Below are 19,347 nucleotides of genomic sequence, written 5' to 3' on the forward strand. Positions count from 1 at the left end.
TATGGACAACATCGATCGTATTACCGAACTGGAGCAGGGGCTGTTTGACCTGCGTCTGAAGGTCATCACCGGTAAATGCCAGCGCCCGTCGGCGCCGTTTTGCACCGAATGTGGCAATGCCATTCCGGCGCGCCGCCGCCAGACGCTGCCGGGCGTACAGCTGTGCGTGGGGTGTCAGGAAGTGGCCGAGGTGCGTCAGCGCAATTTCGGGGGGCACGCATGAAAACTCATCACACCTTACTTCTGGCGGCATTTATAGCCTTACCGGTCTTCGCCTCGCCGCAGGACGACCAGCAGTTTATCAACGACCAGCTGAACGCCGGTGAGGCAATGCGTCATGCACCGGTGCCGGATTTCTTAAAATCGCTGCCGGGTAATGCGGCGCTTAGCGCCCCGCAACAGTCGTTTATCGAGGGGTTGAGATCTGACACACCGCAGGCTATGCGGGAAAAGCCGGTGCCACAGGCGCTCTATTTTGTGTCGTTCTCAATGCCCGAAGACGGGCTGAAGGCGCTGGTTCTGGAGGCTGACCGCCTGCGCATTCCGGCCACGCTGCGCGGGCTGGTCAATAACGACTTCCGTCAGACCGCGAATGCGGTGCTCAAACTGGTCAGCGATGATAAACGCGGCGGCGTGCAGGTTGACCCGACCGCCTACAAGACCTACGGCATCACGGCGGTTCCCGCGCTGGTGGTGACCTGCAACGGTCACTTTGACCGCGTGGGCGGCAATATTGCGCCGGTGCAGGCGCTGCGCAAAATTGCCGAATCAGGCGACTGCAGTGCGGTGGCGAAACAGCTGCTGACAGCGGCGGGAGAATCGCGATGAATAAATGGATAACTGCTATCTCGTGGGCCGTATTCTTTATCGCGCTGGCGTCGCTTTTTTGGGTGTTGTCCGCCAATGCTAACGATCAGTACAACGCCGGTTCCGGCTATGCCAGCAGCATTAAAGACAGCAGCGGCAAGACCATTACCACGTTTGATCCGTCTTCTACGCTGCCCAATTACACGGCGAATCCCGCGGAGTCCGGTTACTACGGCGGCGTGACGGCGGGCAGCACCAACCTCGATACGCAGGGGAATCAGGCGCTGGCCACCAGCGAGGCGGGCAAGGCCATCACCGACTCGATCCTCAATAACCCGAAAGATCCTATTTCGATGGACGCGCCGTTTATCAGCGCCGGAACGGACACGCAGGCCAGCGCCGAAAGCGTCACCAACGGCTCCTTTGACGGCTGCGAGGCGCAGGAGGTCAGCAAAACCGAATACACCACGCACATCTGTGAGCGGGATATTAACGTGACGCGCACCTGCACCCGCGATGCCACCATCACCGGCCAATACTATCCGGTCAACGTGCAGAAGACGCTGCAAATCACCCAGTTTTCTTACAACAAAGAGAGCAGGCACCTGCGTGCTGATTTTGCCTCACCGGTCACCGGCACGGTGCTGGCCGCCAGCTTTGATTTTGTCTTCGCCGTGTCGACCGGCGGCTATACGCAGAGCACGACCATTTCCCTGCTGGGCACGTCGGTAACGGTGCCGAAATACGGTAACGGCAGCTACGGACTGAATGCCACGAATTACGCCCTGACGGCCGGGCAAACGCAGAGCGTCTATTTCGTGGTGAATCAGAGTCAGCATCAGGACACGTTTTTAAACGGCATGCTCAACAACCTGAACAGCGGCAAAACCACCTTCGTACTCAACCTGACCGTGATGGTTCAGGAGCAGGAGTGGCGGGGCCAGCCCGCCTGGCCGGGCGCGTGCGCACTCTCGCAGGAAGCGGGCGCGGCGCTGGTCAGCAGCACCTGCTCCGTGGGCGGCGGCGGGCGTCAGGTTGTGGTCGACGGCGTTGCGCACAGCGTGTACAGCGACTGCTGGCAGTACACCGACACCTACCGGACGCAGGAGGCCGACGAGGGCACCTGTGCCACCTATGCCGCCAATTCTGCCTGCACCCTGGCCACCCAGCAGTGTGCCTATTCGCTTGATGGCATCTGCCTGCATCAGAACGTGACCTACAGCTGTGAGAAGAAAATCACCGGGTCAGGCATGGTCTGCGGCGGCGAATTCTTCTGTACCGATGGCACCTGTGCGCAGGCGGTGAATGGCCAGAGTGACAGTTTCCAGAAAGCCGTTTCCCAGCTGGCTGCCGTGGCCGCCGCAGGCAAAGACGTCGCGGCAATGGACGACGTCAACGTCAGCGCCTTTACCGGCCGCGGTCAGTCATGCCGTAAGGCGGCGGTGGGCTTTAATAACTGCTGCAAAGCCTCCGGCTGGGGCAGCGACGTGGGGCTGGCCAACTGCAGCAGCGACGAAAAAGCGCTGGGCAAGGCGAAAGAGCGTCTGCTGACCGTGGACGTCGGCGAATACTGCAGCAGGAAAGTGCTGGGCGTGTGCCTGGAGAAAAAGCGCAGCTACTGCGTATTCGACTCGAAACTTGCCCAGATTGTGCAGCAGCAGGGGCGTCAGTGGCAGCTGGGTATCAGCTTTGGCTCAGCCGAATCCCCGAACTGTTCCGGCATCAACGTTGCGCAGCTGCAGGCGCTGAACTTCGCCATCATGGATTTTAAAAACTTCTATGCCGATCTGGAAAACGGTTCCGCCGTGCCGGATAACGATGCACTGCTGGAACGGGTGAAAACACAGATTGCAGCCGATGTGCAGGCGGCGGGAGGTGGCCAATGAGAGGCACATTCTGCCTGTTCATCCTGTTGGTCGCGTCGGCGCACGCCGACCAACCGGCGCTGAACGATTCGGTCGGCTGGCACTGGTACAACGAGCCGCAGGAGGAGGAGTTACCCGAGCCGGTCACCCCTTCCCCTGCACCGACGCTCACACCCTCAGAGCAAAAGGCGCTGCTGCAGCAGGCAACCAAAGAGGCGCTGGACACCGCCATTTTGTATCCCACGCCGCAGAACTTTAAGCGCTACATGACATTGCAGAACTTCTGGACGGGCAAGGCGGGCGAGTTCAGCCAATCGGCCAAGCAGGCCATGCTGATGTACCCCGAACTGGACTACAACCTCAAATTCAGCCACTACAACGGCACGGTGCCCGCCCAGCTGCAAGCCGATAAGGCAAAGGCGAAAGACGCCATTGCGGCACTTACCGCTGACCACGGCCTGTTCTTTTTTTACCGGGGTAAAGAGCCGCGCGACAGCCTGCTGGCCAGCGTGGTGAAAGACTTCTGCGCTGAGAATGGCATCAGCCTGATGGCCATCAGCGTAGACGGGGCAATAAGCCCGACGCTGCCTCAAAGCCGTACCGACAACGGGCAGGCACAACGAATGGGCATCCGCTATTTTCCGGCGCTGTTTCTGGTCAACCCGCGTGATGAAAGCTATCAGCCGGTGGCCTACGGGTTTATCACGCCCGATGACCTGTCGAAGCAGTTTTTGAACGTCGCCACCGGCTTTAAGCCGAACTTTTAAGGGACTAAATCATGATGCGTAAACGTATTAAAACGGCCTGCCTATCGGCACTTTTACTGAGCGTCAGCGCGCAGGCGTCGACCTGGGATGACATCCGGGCGATAGAGGCGGCAAAAGAAAATCCTTCCACATTAGCACCGGTTGATACGGTTAAACCCGCGGTAAAACCGGCCCGCTGGTCTGTGCTTACCAACGGCCAGCGCATCAACCTGAACGACTGGCGGGTGGTGGTCTTCATGCAGTCCACCTGCGAATACTGCCACCGGTTTGACCCGATGCTGAAAGCGTTCTCTGAGGAGTCCGGGCTGACGGTGACGGCGTTCAGCCTTGACGCAAAGGGCGATGACGCGTTCCCGGACGCGCTGCAGGCCACACCGGAAGTGATGGTGCAATTCTTTACGCCGGGCATGCCTGTTGCCACGCCGACCACGTTTTTAGTCAACGTCAATACGCTGGCCACCTATCCGCTGCTGCAGGGGGCCGTGGATAAACCGGCGCTGGCATCCCGTCTGGATGAGGTGTTTCAGATAGCGATGAACGGGAGTGCGCGATGACATTCACAAAGCACAGTAAAGAGTTTTTACGTTTGTCAGACGAGGCGCTGAAGGCTGTCTCCCTGTATCTGATTTTCTTCGGCTTGCTGGTGATGGTCGCCATGGGTGCGTCGTGGGGAGTGTGGGGGTTCTGGTTCGCGCCGTTGTCGTTGAGGTGGTTTATCGCCGCCGTTGTGCTGCTGTCAGCGGGATGTTTCGGGCTGCTGGTGTTAGACGTAAAACGATGCATCAGGAAGGTAAAGCTGAAACTCAACGCACGTAAAGGCCGGACATCATGAAGATAACCACCATTACCTGCCTTATCGGTTTGCTGCTCACCACACCGGTTCACGCCGACGTGAACAGCGACATGAACAACTTTTTCGGCAAGCTGGGCTTTGACGGCAACACCTCCCGGCCGCAGGTCTGGCAGGGGCAGGCGGCGGGCTACGCCAGCGGCGGTTCGATGTATATGCGCACCTCCGTGCGGCAAATCCAGATGGTCTCATTGTCGCTGCCCAGCATGAGTGCGGGCTGCGGAGGGATTGATGCCTATCTGGGTTCTTTTTCACACATCAACGGCGAGGAGCTGCAGCGGTTCGTGAAACAAATCATGGGCAACGCGGCGGGTTACTTTTTTGATCTGGCCCTGCAGACGACGGTGCCGGAGATGAAGCAGGCCAAGGACTTCCTGCAAAAGCTGGCCTCGGATGTGAACAGCGCCAATATGTCGAGCTGTCAGGCGGCGCAGGGGATTGTCGGCGGGCTGTTCCCGCGCAATGCGGTGAGTCAGAAAAAGGTCTGTCAGGACATTGCCGGCGAAAGCAATCTGTTCTCAGACTGGGCGGCATCACAGCAGGGCTGCACGGTGGGGGGCAGCTATGACAGCGTCACCAATAAGGCCAGCGAAAAGACCAAAGACCAGGTGATGAAAAACAAAAACGTGATGTGGGACGCCATTAAAGAGAAGGGCATGTTCAGCAATAACCAGGAACTGGCGGAGTTTGCGATGAGCCTGACCGGTTCGCTGATTTATGACGCCAACAGTCAGGTAAAAATCCTGTCCCCGATCACCACCAATGAAGACGTGCTGAAGGCGATGATGAACGGCGGCAGCGCGACCATTTACAAGTGTGACAGTACCGATTTGTGCCTGAATCCCAGGCTGACCAGCATCACCATCAGCGCGGATAAATCCATGAACGGTCAGGTGATTAGCCTGCTTAAGAGCATTCAAAACAAGGCGGTAAGTGATGATGCGCTGTCCGTGGCTGAGAAAGGTTTTCTGGAAGCCACCAGTATTCCGGTGCTGCGTTATCTGGTCGATCCGCTGTCGGTCAATATCGGCCCCGCCGTGGTGTACCAGCTGGCCGATTACATCGGCTACGACATCATGATGCAGTACATGAACGAAATGATTACGGCGGTTCGCACGCAGATCGGGGGCAAAAACTATCCGGGCGAGGTCGCCGACCAGCTGGATAAAAGCCTGACGCAGGCGACCACGCTTATCGCCGGGCTGCAGACGCGGGTGCAGATAAAACAGGACGCCGTGATGGCGGTGGAAAGGCAGATGAGTTACCTGCGCCAACAGGTCTCAAGCCGTCTTATCCAGCGCTATCAGGGCAACTACCGGTTCACAGGAGAATAATATGGACGTGATTTACACCATCACCGGCGGAGAGTGGTTCCGCGACTCGCTTAATGCCGTTGCCGCCTTCACACAGTCTGACACCGGCCACAGCCTGATGCGGATCGCGACGGTTTTGTCGGTCGTGACCTGCGCGATAGCCTGGATACGTACCCACGATATTTTCACCCTGCTCAAATGGGTGACGGTGTTTACCGCCGTGACGATACTCATCGGCGTGACGCGGCCGGTGCAAATCATCGATGCGACCAGCCCGCATGAAGTGTATCAGGTAGACAACGTGCCGCTCGGGCTGGTGTTGCCGGCCTCGGTTATCACGTCCGTCGGCCACGGGCTGGTGGCGGGGTATGAGCTGTTCATGCACCAACCCGACGCGCTGGCTTACAGCCAGACCGGGATGCTGTTCGGCGCGACGCTGGTCGGCAGCAGCACCGACTATCAGTCGACCAGCGCGGAGCAAACCGACCTTTTTGCAGACTACGTGCAGAACTGCGTGGTCGGGGACATGCTGCTCAATAAGAAATACAGCATGAACGACCTGATGAACAGCGAAGACCCGTACACGCTGATATTCAGTAAACCCAGCCCGCTGCGTGGCATGTTTAACGAGGCGGGTGACTTTAAGACGTGCCAGGAGTCAGCGGCGACCCTGCAGAAGATGATGAGCGCCGACGTCAGTACGGGCGGGACGACTTGGACGCACTACGTGCGCCGATATCTGAGCAATAAACCCGAGCGCGCGGCGCTGTACAGCCAGCTGATGGGCGACAGCTACCAGTATTTTTACGGCGCAGGCAAAAGTGCCAGCGAGATTATGCGCCATAACGTGACGCTCAATGCCCTGCGCCACGGCTTTGCAGGCTATGCGGCACGCAACGGTGATACCGCCAGCCTGGTCAACCTGTCGGCGGAGTCGTCGTTTGCCAAAATGCGCATGTCGCAGGCCACCAGTGCCAGCATCGCCACCCGCACGTTGCCGATAATGCAGACGGTGCTGACCGGCGTACTGATTGGCCTGTTCCCGCTGATGATTGCGATGGCCATGATCAGCACGCTGTCGTTCGAAGTCATTAAAGGCTACGTGTTCACGCTGGCCTATCTGCAGAGCTGGCCGGTGCTGTTTGCCATTTTGAACAACGGCATGAACGTGATGCTGAAATCTGACACCAGCGGGATACCTGTGACCTTATCCAACCTGTCAGAGCGTCAGCAGATGTTCTCTGATATCGGGACGACCGCAGGCTGGCTGGCGTTGTCCATTCCTTTTCTGGCGTTCTATCTGGTGAAAGGGCTGGGTAACGGCGTGTCGCAGGCGGGCAGTTATCTGGGTTCCGCCATGCAGAGTTCTGCGTCGCAGTCTTCCTCACAAACGGTGGACGGTAACTGGTCGTTTAACAATATGCAGACGGACAACGTGCAGGGCGGCAAGTGGGACACCAACAGCAGTCATGCCAACGGTCAGATCACCAATCAAACCGGCACCGGCGCACTGGTCACGCAAACCGGGGACGGAGGGACGGTCTACAACACCATCGGCGCGATGTCGAAATTGCCGATGGATATCAACTTAGGCCAAACGACGAGCAGTACCGCACAGCGTTTACAAAGAGAAAGTCAGACGCAAGCCGAAAGCTCTCTGGATGGATATAACCATTCGATAAACAGTGCTTATAACCAGGTGAAGCAGTTTGCGTCGCAGACGGGAAATGGTTCGACAATGACGCAGGGGGCGGATCACTCAACGTCCAGCTCGCTAACAGAAGGTTCAAACTTGCAGGTATCTGCCGCTAAATCATATGCACAGAAAAACCATATCAGTGAGTCGCAGGCATTCAGTGAACTGAGAGATAAATCCAGGCGCGGGGAATTGAGTGGCAGCCTCATGGCCAAGGCAGGTATTGATTCAAGTAAATCACTTGGCGGCAAGGCGGTTGAATGGGCGACGGGTGCTTCTGTGGGCGTCGAAGCCCGAGGCGGTGTTAGCGGGAGTCTTAGCAATGGCTCTATTGATAATACCAATAAATCAAGCAGTGGAGGCATCGACAGCTCTTTAGATCAAAGTAGTCAGGAACTGAAGGATTTCAAGAAAGGTCAGGATATGATTGATAGCGCACGCGCGTCCGAATCGGGTAGTCATTCCGATAACTCTTCAAACACGAAACTTGAACAGCTAAGTGCCACACTCGCTGAGGCTGACAGCCAATATCAGCAATATACCAACAGCATGACCCGCAGTCATGAATACGGAGAAATGGCATCGGCGGCGCAAACCATGTCAGCTCAAACACAAAGTAACTACACACAAGAATTTGTGGGATATGTACTGGAAAAAGCTCCGGAACGCGCTGAGGCTATACTAACGGATACGGCCAATCCGGCTGTCCGGGCAGACCGCGAGCAGCTTGCAGAGCAGTTTGTTGAAGAAAAACTGCGTTCTCGTGTCGAAGGGCATTTTGAGGCGAGTCGCGCGCAGCTGGGAGCGGGGATGGCGGCAGTTGGAAATACGGCTGAATCAGGTGGTGATACCGCTTACCAGCGTGGCGATGCCGAGATTCAGGCACATACCGCACATGCCGCTGTGCGAACTGATACTTCAGGGCGCGTGGATTCGATGATTAGTGATACAAATCAACGTATTTCTAACTCAGGCATGGAGATAAATACAGCTAAAAATGGTATAAATAGTGAGCGAAGTGGGTTGAGTGCAGCTCACCAGATGGCAGAGAGTAAATTCGACACTGAAAATGCAAAAGCTGTTGAGAACCAGCGTCTGCCTTGGGTTAAGGGCCAGGACAAAATGACGCAACAAGCTTTGGACATGCAGAAAGATCACAAGGGGAGCGGTGATGATGAAAGTAAATAAAAATCGTAGAACAAATATCACATGGAAAGTGAAATTTTGGATTATGCCGGTTCTTTATCTCATTGCCTGGGGAAGGAACGCTTATGTCTTAGCGTCACCGCAGGCGATGACAATAGGTATTTCGGTATTTCTATTAATGAATTTATTAATTTTCTGCCTTCTTTTTAAATCACAGTTTAACCGGGTGAAAGATAGCATTATTAATGCAATGTTTATTGATGGCGTGATATCGAAAAAAACCTTGCTCTCATTTTTAGCATGGGCCCCATTAATTATAATAGGGGGCCTGATAGGCGAACTCAGTTTTATGGTTCTTTCCACTATAGCTTTGTGGATCAGCGCCTTTATATTTTTATTTTCAAACTCTAAAAAGTTAAATGCGATATCTCCTGATATTGCATGCGAAGACAATCTTGCATTTAAAAATAAAAGAACCCGCAACATGTTCATTGATGAAGACAGAAGGGGGGGCATTAATCCCGCGACGGGATTACCTTTAGTAACAGGTTGCTCTGATGCTAGTGGAAGTGTTTACGGAACAAACAATATCAATAAATGAATTAAATTATACCGAATTTGTATGGTGCGGGAAGTAAAACGCACCATGCTCTCCCCTTACCTAAGGAAAGGTTATGAGCTTCAATTCCCGCGACTTTACGCAGGGCGGGCAGGTTGCGTTTATGCGCCTGCGAATGTTCCTGCAAATAAACAACATCATTTCGTTTTATATGATTATGTCATTCATGATCATCACCGGTGCGACATTATTTATTCGCATGAGCACACAGAACATCATGAATGGGCTGATGTATTGGTATGCCACCACAATAGCCTCGTTCCAAAAGCACATTGTTAATCCGACGGTTTATCATCTGGATTATTACGGCAAAAAACTTAATTACACGGCTATGCAAATTATCAGTGATTCGTATACATCGTACTGCGGCCAGCTGCTCAAGCAGGAAATCATTATTTCTGCGCTGATATCGCTGGTTCTCGTTTTTATCGGTACTGGCATTTTCTTCTGGTATCTGGGACACCTGGGTAAAAAACAGAGTGAAGATGAAATCACCGGCGGTCGTATATTAAATACTGACCCGAAAGCCGTCGCCAAACTGATGAAAAGCCGTGATCAGGCGTCGGATATTAAGGTGGATCATCTGCCGATTAAGAAAGACAGCGAAATTCAAAACTTCGGCATGCATGGCACCGTCGGTTCCGGGAAGTCTACGCTGATGCGCAAATTTCTGACCTACCTGCGTGAGCGCGGCGACCTGGTCATTATTTATGACAAGGGCTGTACCTTCGTTGAGGAATATTACGACGAAACCAAGGACAAACTGCTGAATCCGCAGGACGAGCGCTGTGCAAACTGGGACATGTGGGGCGAGTGTCCGACGCTGCCGTCGCTTGAAACCGTCTCCACCTCGCTTATCCCTATGGGGGCATCCGAAGATCCTTTCTGGCAGGGTTCGGCGCGCACCATCTTCTCTGAGGCCGCGCACCGCATGCGCAAAGACCCGGAGCTGAGTTACAACAAATTCCTGCGCACCTTGCTGGCCATCAAGCTCGACAAGCTGCGCGAATTCCTCGCCGGTACGCCTGCCGCGACGCTGGTAGATGGCAAAATCGAGAAAACGGCCATCTCTATCCGCAGCGTGCTGACCAACTACGTGAAGGCCATGCGTTACCTGCAGGGCATCGACCGCAGCGGTAAACCCAAATTCACCATCCGAGAGTGGATGCAGGGCACGAAGGTCGGTGCCAAAAATCCGTGGCTGTTCATCACCTCGAACCAGCAGCATCACGAATCTCTCAAGCCGGTCATTTCCATGTGGCTGAGCATCGCGGCGGACAGCCTGCTGTCGATGGGCGAGAACCGCCACCGGCGCGTCTGGTTTTTCTACGATGAACTGCCGTCGCTGCACAAGCTGCCGGGATTGCCCTTCATTATCGCCGAGGCACGTAAATTCGGTGGCTGCTTCCTGCTGGGCTTCCAGTCCTATCCGCAACTGGAAGAAATCTACGGCAACAAGTCTGCCGAAGCGATGTTTGACCTGCTCAACACTAAGTATTTCTTCCGTTCGCCGAGCGCACTTGTGTCCAAATTCGTCGCCGAAGACATCGGTGAGACCGTGCGTAAAAAATTTAGCGAACAAACCAGCTTTGGTAATGAGTCCGTGCGTGACGGTATCTCGTTCGGCAAGGAGGAGGAACGAGTCAATATCGTCAGCCATACCGACGTGCAGAAGCTGGAAGACCTGGAGTGCTTCGTCACGCTGCCGGGCGATTATCCGGTGGTGAAAATGGCTCTGAAGTACCAGAAACTGCCGAAAGTCGCCGAAGCCATTCTGGAGCGCGACGTCGAATCCAGCCTTGACCCCGAGATTGAAGAAGACCTCGAAAGGCGCGGTGCTGAAGAAAGCATGATGGATGCGTTATTCAGCCAGGACGCACCGGTCGAAACAACGCCAGTTGCGATAACACTGCCTGCGACTGCCGTCGTGATCTCCGCCCGCGGTCAGGCCAACACACCGCCCGCGTCGAAGGTGACAACACCTGTCGTTGCAGCAACTGCGGCGACGGAGTCAGCATCCACCGGTGGGCGTGATGAAGAGATTGAGATGCCTTTGCCGCCTGGCATCAGCGAGGACGGCGAGATTTTCGATCCCGACGCCTATGAGCTGTACGCCGCCCAGTCCGAAACGCAGGAGGCCACGCGACGCGAAGAGGTGAATATCAATCACAGTCGTGCGGAAAAAGAGAATGACGAACGTGGCGGAGGCTTCTACTTATGATGAGCATCAGTCCGATTGCCGGCGATGCCGGTTACTACTCGAGCCAGGATAATTACTACGTGCTGGGCAGCCTGGAGTCCCGCTGGCTGGGCGAGGGCGCCGAAAACCTGGGACTCTCGGGACCGGTGCTCGATGCCGAGATGAACGCCATGAAGCACGGCGTGTTGCCGGACGGCTCGGTGCTGTCGCGCGTTGAAAACGGGAAGGAGACGCACCGGCCCGGCTATGACCTGACGTTTTCGGCGCCTAAAAGTGTGTCGATGATGGCTCTCATCGGCGGTGACCGGCGGTTTATTGACGCGCACAACCGTGCGGTTGATACCGTGATGAAGGAGGTTGAAACGCTGGCCAGCGCGCGCATTACCGAAGGTGGTCAGACGCAGACCGTGCTGACCGGCAATATTGTTGCCGCGCTCTATAACCACGACACCTCCCGCGACTTAGACCCGCAGCTGCACACCCACGCGCTGGTGTTTAACGCCACCGAAGCCGGCGGGAAATGGCGGGCGCTGGCCAGCGACACCAAAATGAAAACCGGCTTTTCCGAAACCATTTACGCCAATCAGGTCGCTTTGGGAAACATCTACCGTCACGCCCTGCGTCAGGATATCGAAGGCATGGGGTTTGAGACCGTCAACACGGGCAAAAACGGGCTGTGGGAGATTAAAGATGTGCCGGTTGAGCCGTTTTCCCAGCGCAGCCAGGCAATCAATGCCGCCGCCGGTGACGGGGCGTCGCTAAAATCCCGCGATATCGCCGCGCTCGATACCCGGAAGGCCAAAGTGGCCTCCGACCCGCTGGTACTGGTGGCCGAGTGGAACGAGAGGCTGAAAGAGACCGGGTTTAACCTGCCGGACTTTGTCGGGCGGGCGAAGGCGCGTGAGTTGCGCGGGCCGGAGGTCACTGAACCTGCGGGCGTTGCACCGGATATGACCACCGCTATCAGCAACGCTATTTCTACCCTCAGCGACAGCAAAGTGCAGTTCACCTACTCCGACATGCTGGCTAAAACCGCTTCGCAGCTGCCCGCCGAACCCGGCCTGTTTGCCCGCGTGCGCGACGGCATCGATGCGGCCATTGAGCAGCAGCGCCTTATCCCGCTGGACAAGGAGAAGGGCATCTTCACCTCCGATATCCATTTGCTGAATGAACTCAGCGTGCATCAGCTGGCCAAAACCGCGATGCAGGAAAACCGCGTACTGAGTTTTCCTGAGCATGCAGCGGAGCGCTCCCGTTCCTACGCCGATGCCTACTCCGTTCTTAATCAGGATAAATCGCCGGTGGCCATTCTCTCCGGGCGCGGCGGGGCGACGCAGCTGCGTGACCGCGTCACCGATGCGGCTATCATGGCCGGTGAGAACGGGCGGGACGTGATTGTGCTGGCGGCAGATAACCGCGGGCGGGATTTTCTCACCAAAGATCCACAGTTGGCCGGCAAGGTGATGTCGCGCAGTGCGCTGACCGCCGACATGACGCTGCCCCCGCAGAGCACGCTGATTGTCGCACAGGCAGAGAAGCTGTCTCTTAAAGAGACCCTACTGATTCTGGAAAAAGGCCAGGCGCAGGGCGTGCAGATGCTGTTTATTGACTCGGAAAATCGCACCGGCACCGGCAATGCCCTGTCGGTGCTCAAAGACGCCGGCGTACCGCAGTACCGGTTTTATGACGGCACTAAAACCCTGACCACTGTGGTGAGCGAAAGCGACAAACGCCAGCGGTACGACCGGTTGGCTCAGGACTATGCTGCGCTCAAGGTGGAAGGTCAGTCGGTGGTGGCACAGGCCAGCGGTCCGCGCGAACAGGCGCTGCTCAATACGGCTATCCGGGCAGAACTGCAGGCGACCGGCCAGTTGGGGAAAGACGAACGCCAGGTTTCCGTTATCCAGCCGGTGTGGCTGGACGGCAAAACCCGCACCCAGCGCGACACCTACCGCGCAGGCATGGTGATGGAGCAGTGGGACAAAGACACCAAAACCATGACGAGATACAGCGTCGACCGCGTCACCGACAGCACCAACACCCTGCGCCTGATTTCAGAAACCGGCGAGGTGCGCGTTGAGAAAATCAGCGGACTGAACAGCAGCTGGAGCGCCTTCGAACAAAAAACGCTGCCGGTTGCCGTGGGCGAACCGCTGATGGCTGTCGGCCGTGAGCTGGAAGGCAAAGTCAAAGCGCGGGATGGCCTGATGGTCACCGGTTTTGTGGACGGCGGCGTCGTAGTCAGTAAAGGAGATACATCGCTGGTTCTGGACACCTCACGCGCCCTGAAGCTGGCGTCCCCGCTGGTGGAAGGGCTGGGGGCGAGCGTCAGCGATAACCAGGTGGTGCTGGCCGCCACCGGCACCCGCGACCTCAACGCCGCCGCGCTTAACCAGCTTTCCCGCAGCGGGTCTAAGGCGACGATTTACACCGCGCTGCCGCAGGACAGGGCTGAAAAGAGGCTGGTCAGCCATCCCAACTTCAGGCTGGCCAGCGAGCAGGTGAAGAGGGAAGCCGGCGAGCGAAATCTCGATGCGGCCATGCTGAAAAACCGCGACTCTCTGAACACGCCGGTAGCGCAGTCGGTCGCGCTGGGGCTGAGCCGTGCGCAGTCAAACAGTATTGCTTTCAGCAAGGCGAACCTGATTTCCGCCTCGCTTGGCTGGTCGCCGGACGTCACGGTGTCTCAGGCCAGCGCTGAAATCGACCGTCAGGTTAAAAACGGTGACCTAATCGCTCTGTCACCGGTCGCCGGTGCCGGCAGCGGGCTTCTTGTGCCGCGCGTCACCTATGAGATGGAGAAATCCATCATCCGCACCGTCGCGGAGGGCAAAAATGCCGTCGCGCCCCTGATGGACACCGTGCCGGACAAATACCTCGCCGGGCTGACAGGCGGCCAGCAGGCCGCCACCAAACTTATCCTCGAAAGTCCCGACCGCTTTGTAGCGATTCAGGGCTACGCCGGGACGGGTAAAACCACCCAATTTAAGGCCGTGATGGCGGCGCTCGACAGCCTGCCCGCGTCACAGCGGCCGGAGGTTATTGGTCTGGCCCCGACGCACCGCGCCGTGCATGAAATGCAGTCCGTCGGCGTGCGCTCGCAGACGCTGTCGTCGTTCCTGAGTGAAGAACGCCAGAAAGGGCTGGCCGGTGAAAAGACGGACTACGGCAACACGCTGTTCCTGGTGGACGAGTCCTCGATGGTGGGCAACCGCGATATGGCCGAACTCTACCAGCGCATCGCTGATACGGGCGGGCGTGCGATAAACAGCGGCGACGTCGCTCAGCTGCAGCCCATTGAACCCGGCCAGCCGTTCCGTCTGCTGCAGAGCCGCAGCCCTGTCGATACCGCCGTGATGCAGGACATTGTGCGTCAGACGCCTGAGCTGCGCGCGGCCGTCTACAGCATGATCGAAGGCGACGTGCGCGGGGCGCTGGAGAAAACTGAGGCCGTGTCACCGGCACAGGTTCCGCGTAAAGCCGGCGCCTGGGTGCCGTCTTCGTCCGTGATGGAATTCAAAACGGCGCGGGAAGAAGCATCAGACAGCCAGCCGGTGCAGGCCACGGGCGACTTACTCCCCGCGGAACCGGCCAGCGTCATCGATGCCATTGTGCGTGATTTCACCGGGCGCACGAAGGAAGCGCAGGCGCAAACCCTCGTAGTGACCGACCTGAACGCCGACCGACGTGAAATCAACAGCCTCATTCACGACGCCTTACATAAAGACGACGAGCTGGGGAAAGACGAGCTGACGCTCACCGTACTGGTTCCCGCACGCGTGCCCGATAAAGCCCTGCGCAGCGCGGCGGGCTTTACTGACCATGTCGGACACATTGCCGTCATGAATAACCAGCATATGACGGTCACCGGCGTGGATACCGGGCAGGGGCTGGTGACGCTTACCGATGAGAGCGGTAGGCCGACGCTGATATCGAATTTTCAGAACAGCACGCAGGACATCTCGCTGTACGTTCCCCACGAGATTACCGTCAGCGCCGGCGACCCCATGCGCTTTACGCGCAGCGATAACGAGCGCGGCTTTGTTGCCAACAGCCAGTGGCAGGTGAGTCAGGTGGAAAGCAGCGGCCGTGTCACGCTCAGCAATGGCGAACAGCAAAAAATCCTGGAGCCGGGACGGCTGACCGAAGACAGGCACATCGACCTGGCGTATGCCGTGACGACCACCGGCGCGCAGGGCGCCAACGCGTATTACTCCATTACGCTTTCTGGCACGGAGGGAAGTCGTAAGGGCATGGCGACGCTCGAATCAGCGTATGTGGGCGGGTCGCGTCATAAAGAACACCACCAGTCCTACACCGACGACCGGGAAGGCTGGTTGAAACAGCTCGACCGTCAGGCCGAACGCCATTCGGCGCACGACCTGCTGCACCATGACGCTGACCGCGCAGCCCTGGTCGCTGAACGCCTGCTGTCCACGGCCACCCCGCTCGCCGACACGGCGCTGGGACGGAAACTGCTGCAGACCAGCGGTCTTGAGGCGGGGGAGTCTATGGTGAAATTTATCGCGCCTGGGAAGAAATACCCGCAACCCCATATCGCACTGCCCGTCTGGGACAGCAACGGCAGGCGCGCCGGCGTGTATCTCGATGAGGTGCGAACGGTATCGCAGGGCGGCGGGGCGTGGCTTGACGGCGCACCCCGCGTACTGGGCGATGACGATGCGCGCTTTGCCGGCCTGCAGGTCAGCCGCAACGGTGATACGCACGTGGCGGGGAGCATGCCCGAAGGGCTGGCATTAGCTCACCAGCACCCGGAAAGCGGGGTACTTGTTCGTCTGGCCGGTGAGGGTACGCCGCACAACCTTCCCCGGATAACCGGCTCCCGTCTGGCCACCGATGACGGCGTCCTGCGGCAGGCGCAGCAGACTGACAGTGAGCCGCTGCCGTTCATCCCACCGGAGCCAGAGAAAAAGCAGTCAGAGCTGGAGAAAGCGGCGCAGGCCGCCGCCGCTTTCTCTGAAGATGAAAAGCTGCGTATTACCGCCGAAGCCGCCCGTGCAGAACTGGCTAAGTCTGCGCCGGACGTTGACGGGAAGCTGTTGTCCGACGCGGCAAAAATGCGCACTGAGCTGCCTGACTTAGCGAAAGACAATGCCGTTCAGCAGGTTGCCACGCAGGAGCGTGCGGCGCAGAGGCTGCAGCAGATGGAGCGCGAAATCGTCATTGAAAAGACGTTTGGTGAGTAATTTTTCATTAAATAAGGAACAGAGCATGAACAGGATTTCCCTACGTAATTTTTTGGTGGCAGCGGTACTTACTGAATGTTGCGATAACTAAGGATAAGCCAATGACAAAGATGACGTTTTTATGGCAGCTGCGGCGCTGCGCAAAGCTGGAGACTCTTGACCGGGTGATCGAACACCAACGCGGACGCGTATCACGGCAGTGGACAAATGAGTTTGAGCTGGCGGCTGATCACCGCCGGGCAGAAATCATTACCGGGAGACTGTTTGACTGGGTGCCAAAAGCGGTCTGGAAACAGATGGTCTGACTGAAGCGACAGATATAAGCGAAATTCTGTGAGCTTCGTGCGCCAACACGCTATGCCTGCGGAAAAGATAAGTCGCTGATAAACGGTTGATGTAGTATTCTTCGAGGAACGATCCTTTTCAGATCCTTGAGGGGGCAGAAATGTCACAGATTGAAAAAGCAGTTACTTGCACATCGAAATCGAAACGTGAGTATCGCAAAGGCAACCCATTGAGTGCTGCAGTACGTCAGCAGGAGTCTTTAGCGCGAAAAAAAAACACCCATAAAGAAGTGCGTGTTTTTGTGCGCGACTCATTGAAAAGTCAGTTGCAGGTCATGTCTCAGAAAGCTGGTGTCACTCAGGCTGAAATGATCGAGCGCTTGATTGAAATGGGATCTGAGAAGAATATTTGAGATTGCAACGACATCACTTTCTTGAACGTAGTCATGTTCGATGCTAAATTGCTGATCGTCTAAAGAATTCCATGGTTGGCCACGCCGAAAGGTGGCAGGGAACAGGTTTAACGGTTTAGTTACCGAAGCCTGGAAAGCAAAAAACCCCGATAATCTTCCTCAATCTTGGCGGAACGAGAAGATACATCGGGGCCCTAACTAAACCGTATAGAAGCGTGCCTCTATGCGGGGAGTATAGTATCGTGCCGAGAAAAGTACAATACCTGCACCTGCGAAAACTCCTGTTGCGCATTGTAAGTGCGGATAGGCGTGAATAACGTAGCCCTTAATTCCTCATCACCTGAAATTCGGAAAACCCGTCGTGGCGAGTCTAATGCCCTGCGGCGCGGTAAGTCCAAAATTCACCGGCGGAACACGCCGCAACTGAGTTGTGCGGTGCCTCGCGGTATGGCAGCCAAAGTTGTGGGGCGTATGCAAAGCCATGACTGGCACCGTAATCAGGATCTGATTGCGCTACGCCGCGTCGGTTACATTCCCTATACGCGTCGTAATGATCCGCATTTCACTCCAAAGCCAATGCGCGTTAGCGCACGTTCAGAAAGCTGTGAAGCGCTGAATGCATTGTCTTTGGCGCTGGCGGCCAACTGCGATTACAACCCCGACAGTGATTATCCTTTCGAGATCATGGTTCCTTTTGAACAGATAGCGGCCGCGATGGGGCAACTTCACGTCTATGAAAATGGACGTAAGGCCTATGACAGCCCGCTTGAAGCTTTATCCGTTAAGGAGCAGTTGGGCTACGTTATCGTCAAACGGGACAGAGACACGGATACCGGCCAGAACAAGCCGTTACGCATCTGGCTGGCAGTGAAATTTTTTACGTCACGCGGTATACGCGTGGAAGAAATCCGCCAGTGGCTGGGACAGTTCAAAGCATGGGCGATTAAAAACGGCCTGACCGAATCTCTGCGCCGGAAGTACGAACAGCACCTGCTGCGCATCGAGCGAATTGGTATCAGCATCAAAGATAAACACTCCCTGCGTAACCGGCTCAAGCAAATCAAGCGCTGGGTGGTGAGTCCTGACCTGACAGCAGAGAAGCAGGCCAAGGTCTCGCTGCTGGAAGGTGAGTTGGAGAACCTGCGCCGTAAGAACGATCAATGCCTTGGCGATATTCTTGACGAAACAGACAATAACCTCCGGTCGCTGGCTAAGGCGAAGGCCAGGCGTCAAAACCCGCATTATCAGGCGTGGGTTCGCTGGTCGAACATGGCCATGCGTCACCAGGTGATTGCGCTGGAGCAGGCCCTCAGTCACGAACAGCCCGGACTGATAACCGCCGAACCGGAAACCTACTACCGGCTGTTGCTTGAGCGCGCCGGCGCGCTTTAACCTCTAAACAATAAACAGACGTCTCTTTCTATCGTGCCAACAGCGGGAGGATTTCCCGTGCCCGCAATACGTCCAGTCGCCGCCCAGAACCGCCAATTATCGTCACCTGGCCAGAATTAGCCCACTTTTGCCTTAAATCTTGCGGCCGCTGGCTACCGTTTGCCGCATTCCGGCATTGGAATAAACAGTTAACTTCGAACAATGTTATTAACTTCGAAATCCTTACCCTATTTATCATTAATTTCGAACGTTATTCCTGAACAAAATAAGCCCTTTAAAAAGGGAGTGTTTTTCGTTGCGGCTACAGCCTGCACTCGAAAGTACCTCCCTCCACTTCGTTACGGGCAAAAACCTCTCCCACGCAAGCAACAGCAAGACAGGTCAAAAAGGAGAAGTGCCTCCCACCGCAAGCGGCGGGCCCCAACCCTAGCTATTTAGTTACATCATTCATCTAACTCACCACTGCAACCGTGCAAACCTGAAATCCCCGTGCGAAACCTTACCCACTGCAAAGCGGCGCCGTCCCGGCCAGAGGCCGGAACCGTGTCGCTTTATAGTGAATGTTGTAACTAGTGAGGTTAATGTCTCTGTAGGTAGTGTCGCGGTTAGTTCCGTGTACACGCCCGTAAGCGCCTGACGGCGCTAACGCGGAGATACGCCCCGGTTACGGCCTTCGGCCTTACCGTGACCACTCCGACGGCGCACAAAACGTTCTGCGTTGATTTAAGCGGGTCTGGTCATGCAGGGCGGGGGCTAGGATTGGTGAAACCTATCAGACCTGGGCGGCT

General features: G+C 56.4%; 15 protein-coding genes. All 15 read left to right on the forward strand.

The window, feature by feature from the left end; all coding sequences use genetic code 11:
* Nucleotide 1: 1 nt before the first annotated feature.
* The 15 genes from J9880_RS24950 (at nt 2) to J9880_RS25015 (ending at nt 18,559) form a co-directional block, all read left to right on the forward strand.
* Nucleotides 2-223, forward strand: coding sequence for a TraR/DksA C4-type zinc finger protein (locus J9880_RS24950; RefSeq protein ID WP_232770954.1), 222 nt, complete (start codon nt 2-4; stop codon nt 221-223).
* Complete coding sequence (trbC, locus tag J9880_RS24955; protein WP_232770955.1) at nt 220-828, forward strand: type-F conjugative transfer system pilin assembly protein TrbC; 609 nt, start codon at nt 220-222, stop codon at nt 826-828. The genes J9880_RS24950 and trbC overlap by 4 nt, the downstream gene beginning before the upstream one ends.
* Nucleotides 825-2,693: a type-F conjugative transfer system mating-pair stabilization protein TraN gene (gene traN / locus J9880_RS24960; protein WP_232770956.1), complete on the forward strand. Its 1,869-nt coding sequence runs from the start codon at nt 825-827 to the stop codon at nt 2,691-2,693. The genes trbC and traN overlap by 4 nt, the downstream gene beginning before the upstream one ends.
* The gene (gene traF, locus J9880_RS24965; RefSeq protein WP_232770957.1) at nt 2,690-3,439 is read left to right on the forward strand and encodes a type-F conjugative transfer system pilin assembly protein TraF; all 750 of its coding nucleotides are present in this window, start codon (nt 2,690-2,692) and stop codon (nt 3,437-3,439) included. The genes traN and traF overlap by 4 nt, the downstream gene beginning before the upstream one ends.
* An 11-nt stretch (nt 3,440-3,450) precedes the next feature.
* Complete coding sequence (trbB, locus tag J9880_RS24970; RefSeq protein WP_232770958.1) at nt 3,451-3,993, forward strand: type-F conjugative transfer system pilin assembly thiol-disulfide isomerase TrbB; 543 nt, start codon at nt 3,451-3,453, stop codon at nt 3,991-3,993.
* Nucleotides 3,990-4,271, forward strand: coding sequence for a hypothetical protein (locus J9880_RS24975; protein WP_232770959.1), 282 nt, complete (start codon nt 3,990-3,992; stop codon nt 4,269-4,271). Before trbB ends, J9880_RS24975 begins: the two co-directional genes overlap by 4 nt.
* Complete coding sequence (gene traH, locus J9880_RS24980) at nt 4,268-5,623, forward strand: conjugal transfer pilus assembly protein TraH (protein ID WP_232770960.1); 1,356 nt, start codon at nt 4,268-4,270, stop codon at nt 5,621-5,623. The genes J9880_RS24975 and traH overlap by 4 nt, the downstream gene beginning before the upstream one ends.
* 1 nt (nt 5,624) lies before the next feature.
* Nucleotides 5,625-8,486, forward strand: coding sequence for a conjugal transfer mating-pair stabilization protein TraG (gene traG / locus J9880_RS24985; RefSeq protein WP_232770961.1), 2,862 nt, complete (start codon nt 5,625-5,627; stop codon nt 8,484-8,486).
* A complete protein-coding gene (locus tag J9880_RS24990) occupies nt 8,470-9,045 on the forward strand; it encodes a hypothetical protein (protein ID WP_232770962.1) in 576 nt (191 codons plus the stop codon). Before traG ends, J9880_RS24990 begins: the two co-directional genes overlap by 17 nt.
* Nucleotides 9,046-9,118: 73 nt before the next feature.
* Nucleotides 9,119-11,284 carry a type IV conjugative transfer system coupling protein TraD gene (traD, locus tag J9880_RS24995; RefSeq protein ID WP_232770963.1) on the forward strand — a complete coding sequence of 722 codons (2,166 nt, stop codon included), beginning with the start codon at nt 9,119-9,121 and terminating at the stop codon, nt 11,282-11,284.
* Complete coding sequence (gene traI / locus J9880_RS25000; protein ID WP_232770964.1) at nt 11,281-16,470, forward strand: conjugative transfer relaxase/helicase TraI; 5,190 nt, start codon at nt 11,281-11,283, stop codon at nt 16,468-16,470. The genes traD and traI overlap by 4 nt, the downstream gene beginning before the upstream one ends.
* Nucleotides 16,471-16,571: 101 nt before the next feature.
* The gene (locus J9880_RS25005; RefSeq protein ID WP_232770965.1) at nt 16,572-16,775 is read left to right on the forward strand and encodes an Hha/YmoA family nucleoid-associated regulatory protein; all 204 of its coding nucleotides are present in this window, start codon (nt 16,572-16,574) and stop codon (nt 16,773-16,775) included.
* Nucleotides 16,776-16,915: 140 nt separating this feature from the next.
* On the forward strand, nt 16,916-17,167 hold the full coding sequence (repA, locus tag J9880_RS25010; protein ID WP_232770966.1) for a replication regulatory protein RepA: 252 nt from the start codon (nt 16,916-16,918) through the stop codon (nt 17,165-17,167).
* Between the two features lie 242 nt (nt 17,168-17,409).
* Nucleotides 17,410-17,484 (forward strand): RepA leader peptide Tap, encoded by a 75-nt coding sequence (tap, locus tag J9880_RS25225; RefSeq protein ID WP_408637255.1) that lies wholly within the window; start codon nt 17,410-17,412, stop codon nt 17,482-17,484.
* The gene (locus J9880_RS25015) at nt 17,477-18,559 is read left to right on the forward strand and encodes a Replication protein (protein ID WP_332875572.1); all 1,083 of its coding nucleotides are present in this window, start codon (nt 17,477-17,479) and stop codon (nt 18,557-18,559) included. Before tap ends, J9880_RS25015 begins: the two co-directional genes overlap by 8 nt.
* The last annotated feature ends 788 nt before the right edge of the window (nt 18,560-19,347 follow it).

The sequence above is a fragment of the Rahnella victoriana genome, from assembly GCF_021276285.1.
GTDB classification, from domain to species: Bacteria; Pseudomonadota; Gammaproteobacteria; order Enterobacterales; family Enterobacteriaceae; genus Rahnella; species Rahnella victoriana.

Coding starts and splice junctions, on each gene's coding strand:
- J9880_RS24950 (WP_232770954.1), top strand. CDS start 2: ATGGACAACATCGATCGTATTACCGAACTGGAGCAGGGGCTGTTTGAC.
- trbC (WP_232770955.1), top strand. CDS start 220: ATGAAAACTCATCACACCTTACTTCTGGCGGCATTTATAGCCTTACCG.
- traN (WP_232770956.1), top strand. CDS start 825: ATGAATAAATGGATAACTGCTATCTCGTGGGCCGTATTCTTTATCGCG.
- traF (WP_232770957.1), top strand. CDS start 2,690: ATGAGAGGCACATTCTGCCTGTTCATCCTGTTGGTCGCGTCGGCGCAC.
- trbB (WP_232770958.1), top strand. CDS start 3,451: ATGATGCGTAAACGTATTAAAACGGCCTGCCTATCGGCACTTTTACTG.
- J9880_RS24975 (WP_232770959.1), top strand. CDS start 3,990: ATGACATTCACAAAGCACAGTAAAGAGTTTTTACGTTTGTCAGACGAG.
- traH (WP_232770960.1), top strand. CDS start 4,268: ATGAAGATAACCACCATTACCTGCCTTATCGGTTTGCTGCTCACCACA.
- traG (WP_232770961.1), top strand. CDS start 5,625: ATGGACGTGATTTACACCATCACCGGCGGAGAGTGGTTCCGCGACTCG.
- J9880_RS24990 (WP_232770962.1), top strand. CDS start 8,470: ATGATGAAAGTAAATAAAAATCGTAGAACAAATATCACATGGAAAGTG.
- traD (WP_232770963.1), top strand. CDS start 9,119: ATGAGCTTCAATTCCCGCGACTTTACGCAGGGCGGGCAGGTTGCGTTT.
- traI (WP_232770964.1), top strand. CDS start 11,281: ATGATGAGCATCAGTCCGATTGCCGGCGATGCCGGTTACTACTCGAGC.
- J9880_RS25005 (WP_232770965.1), top strand. CDS start 16,572: ATGACAAAGATGACGTTTTTATGGCAGCTGCGGCGCTGCGCAAAGCTG.
- repA (WP_232770966.1), top strand. CDS start 16,916: ATGTCACAGATTGAAAAAGCAGTTACTTGCACATCGAAATCGAAACGT.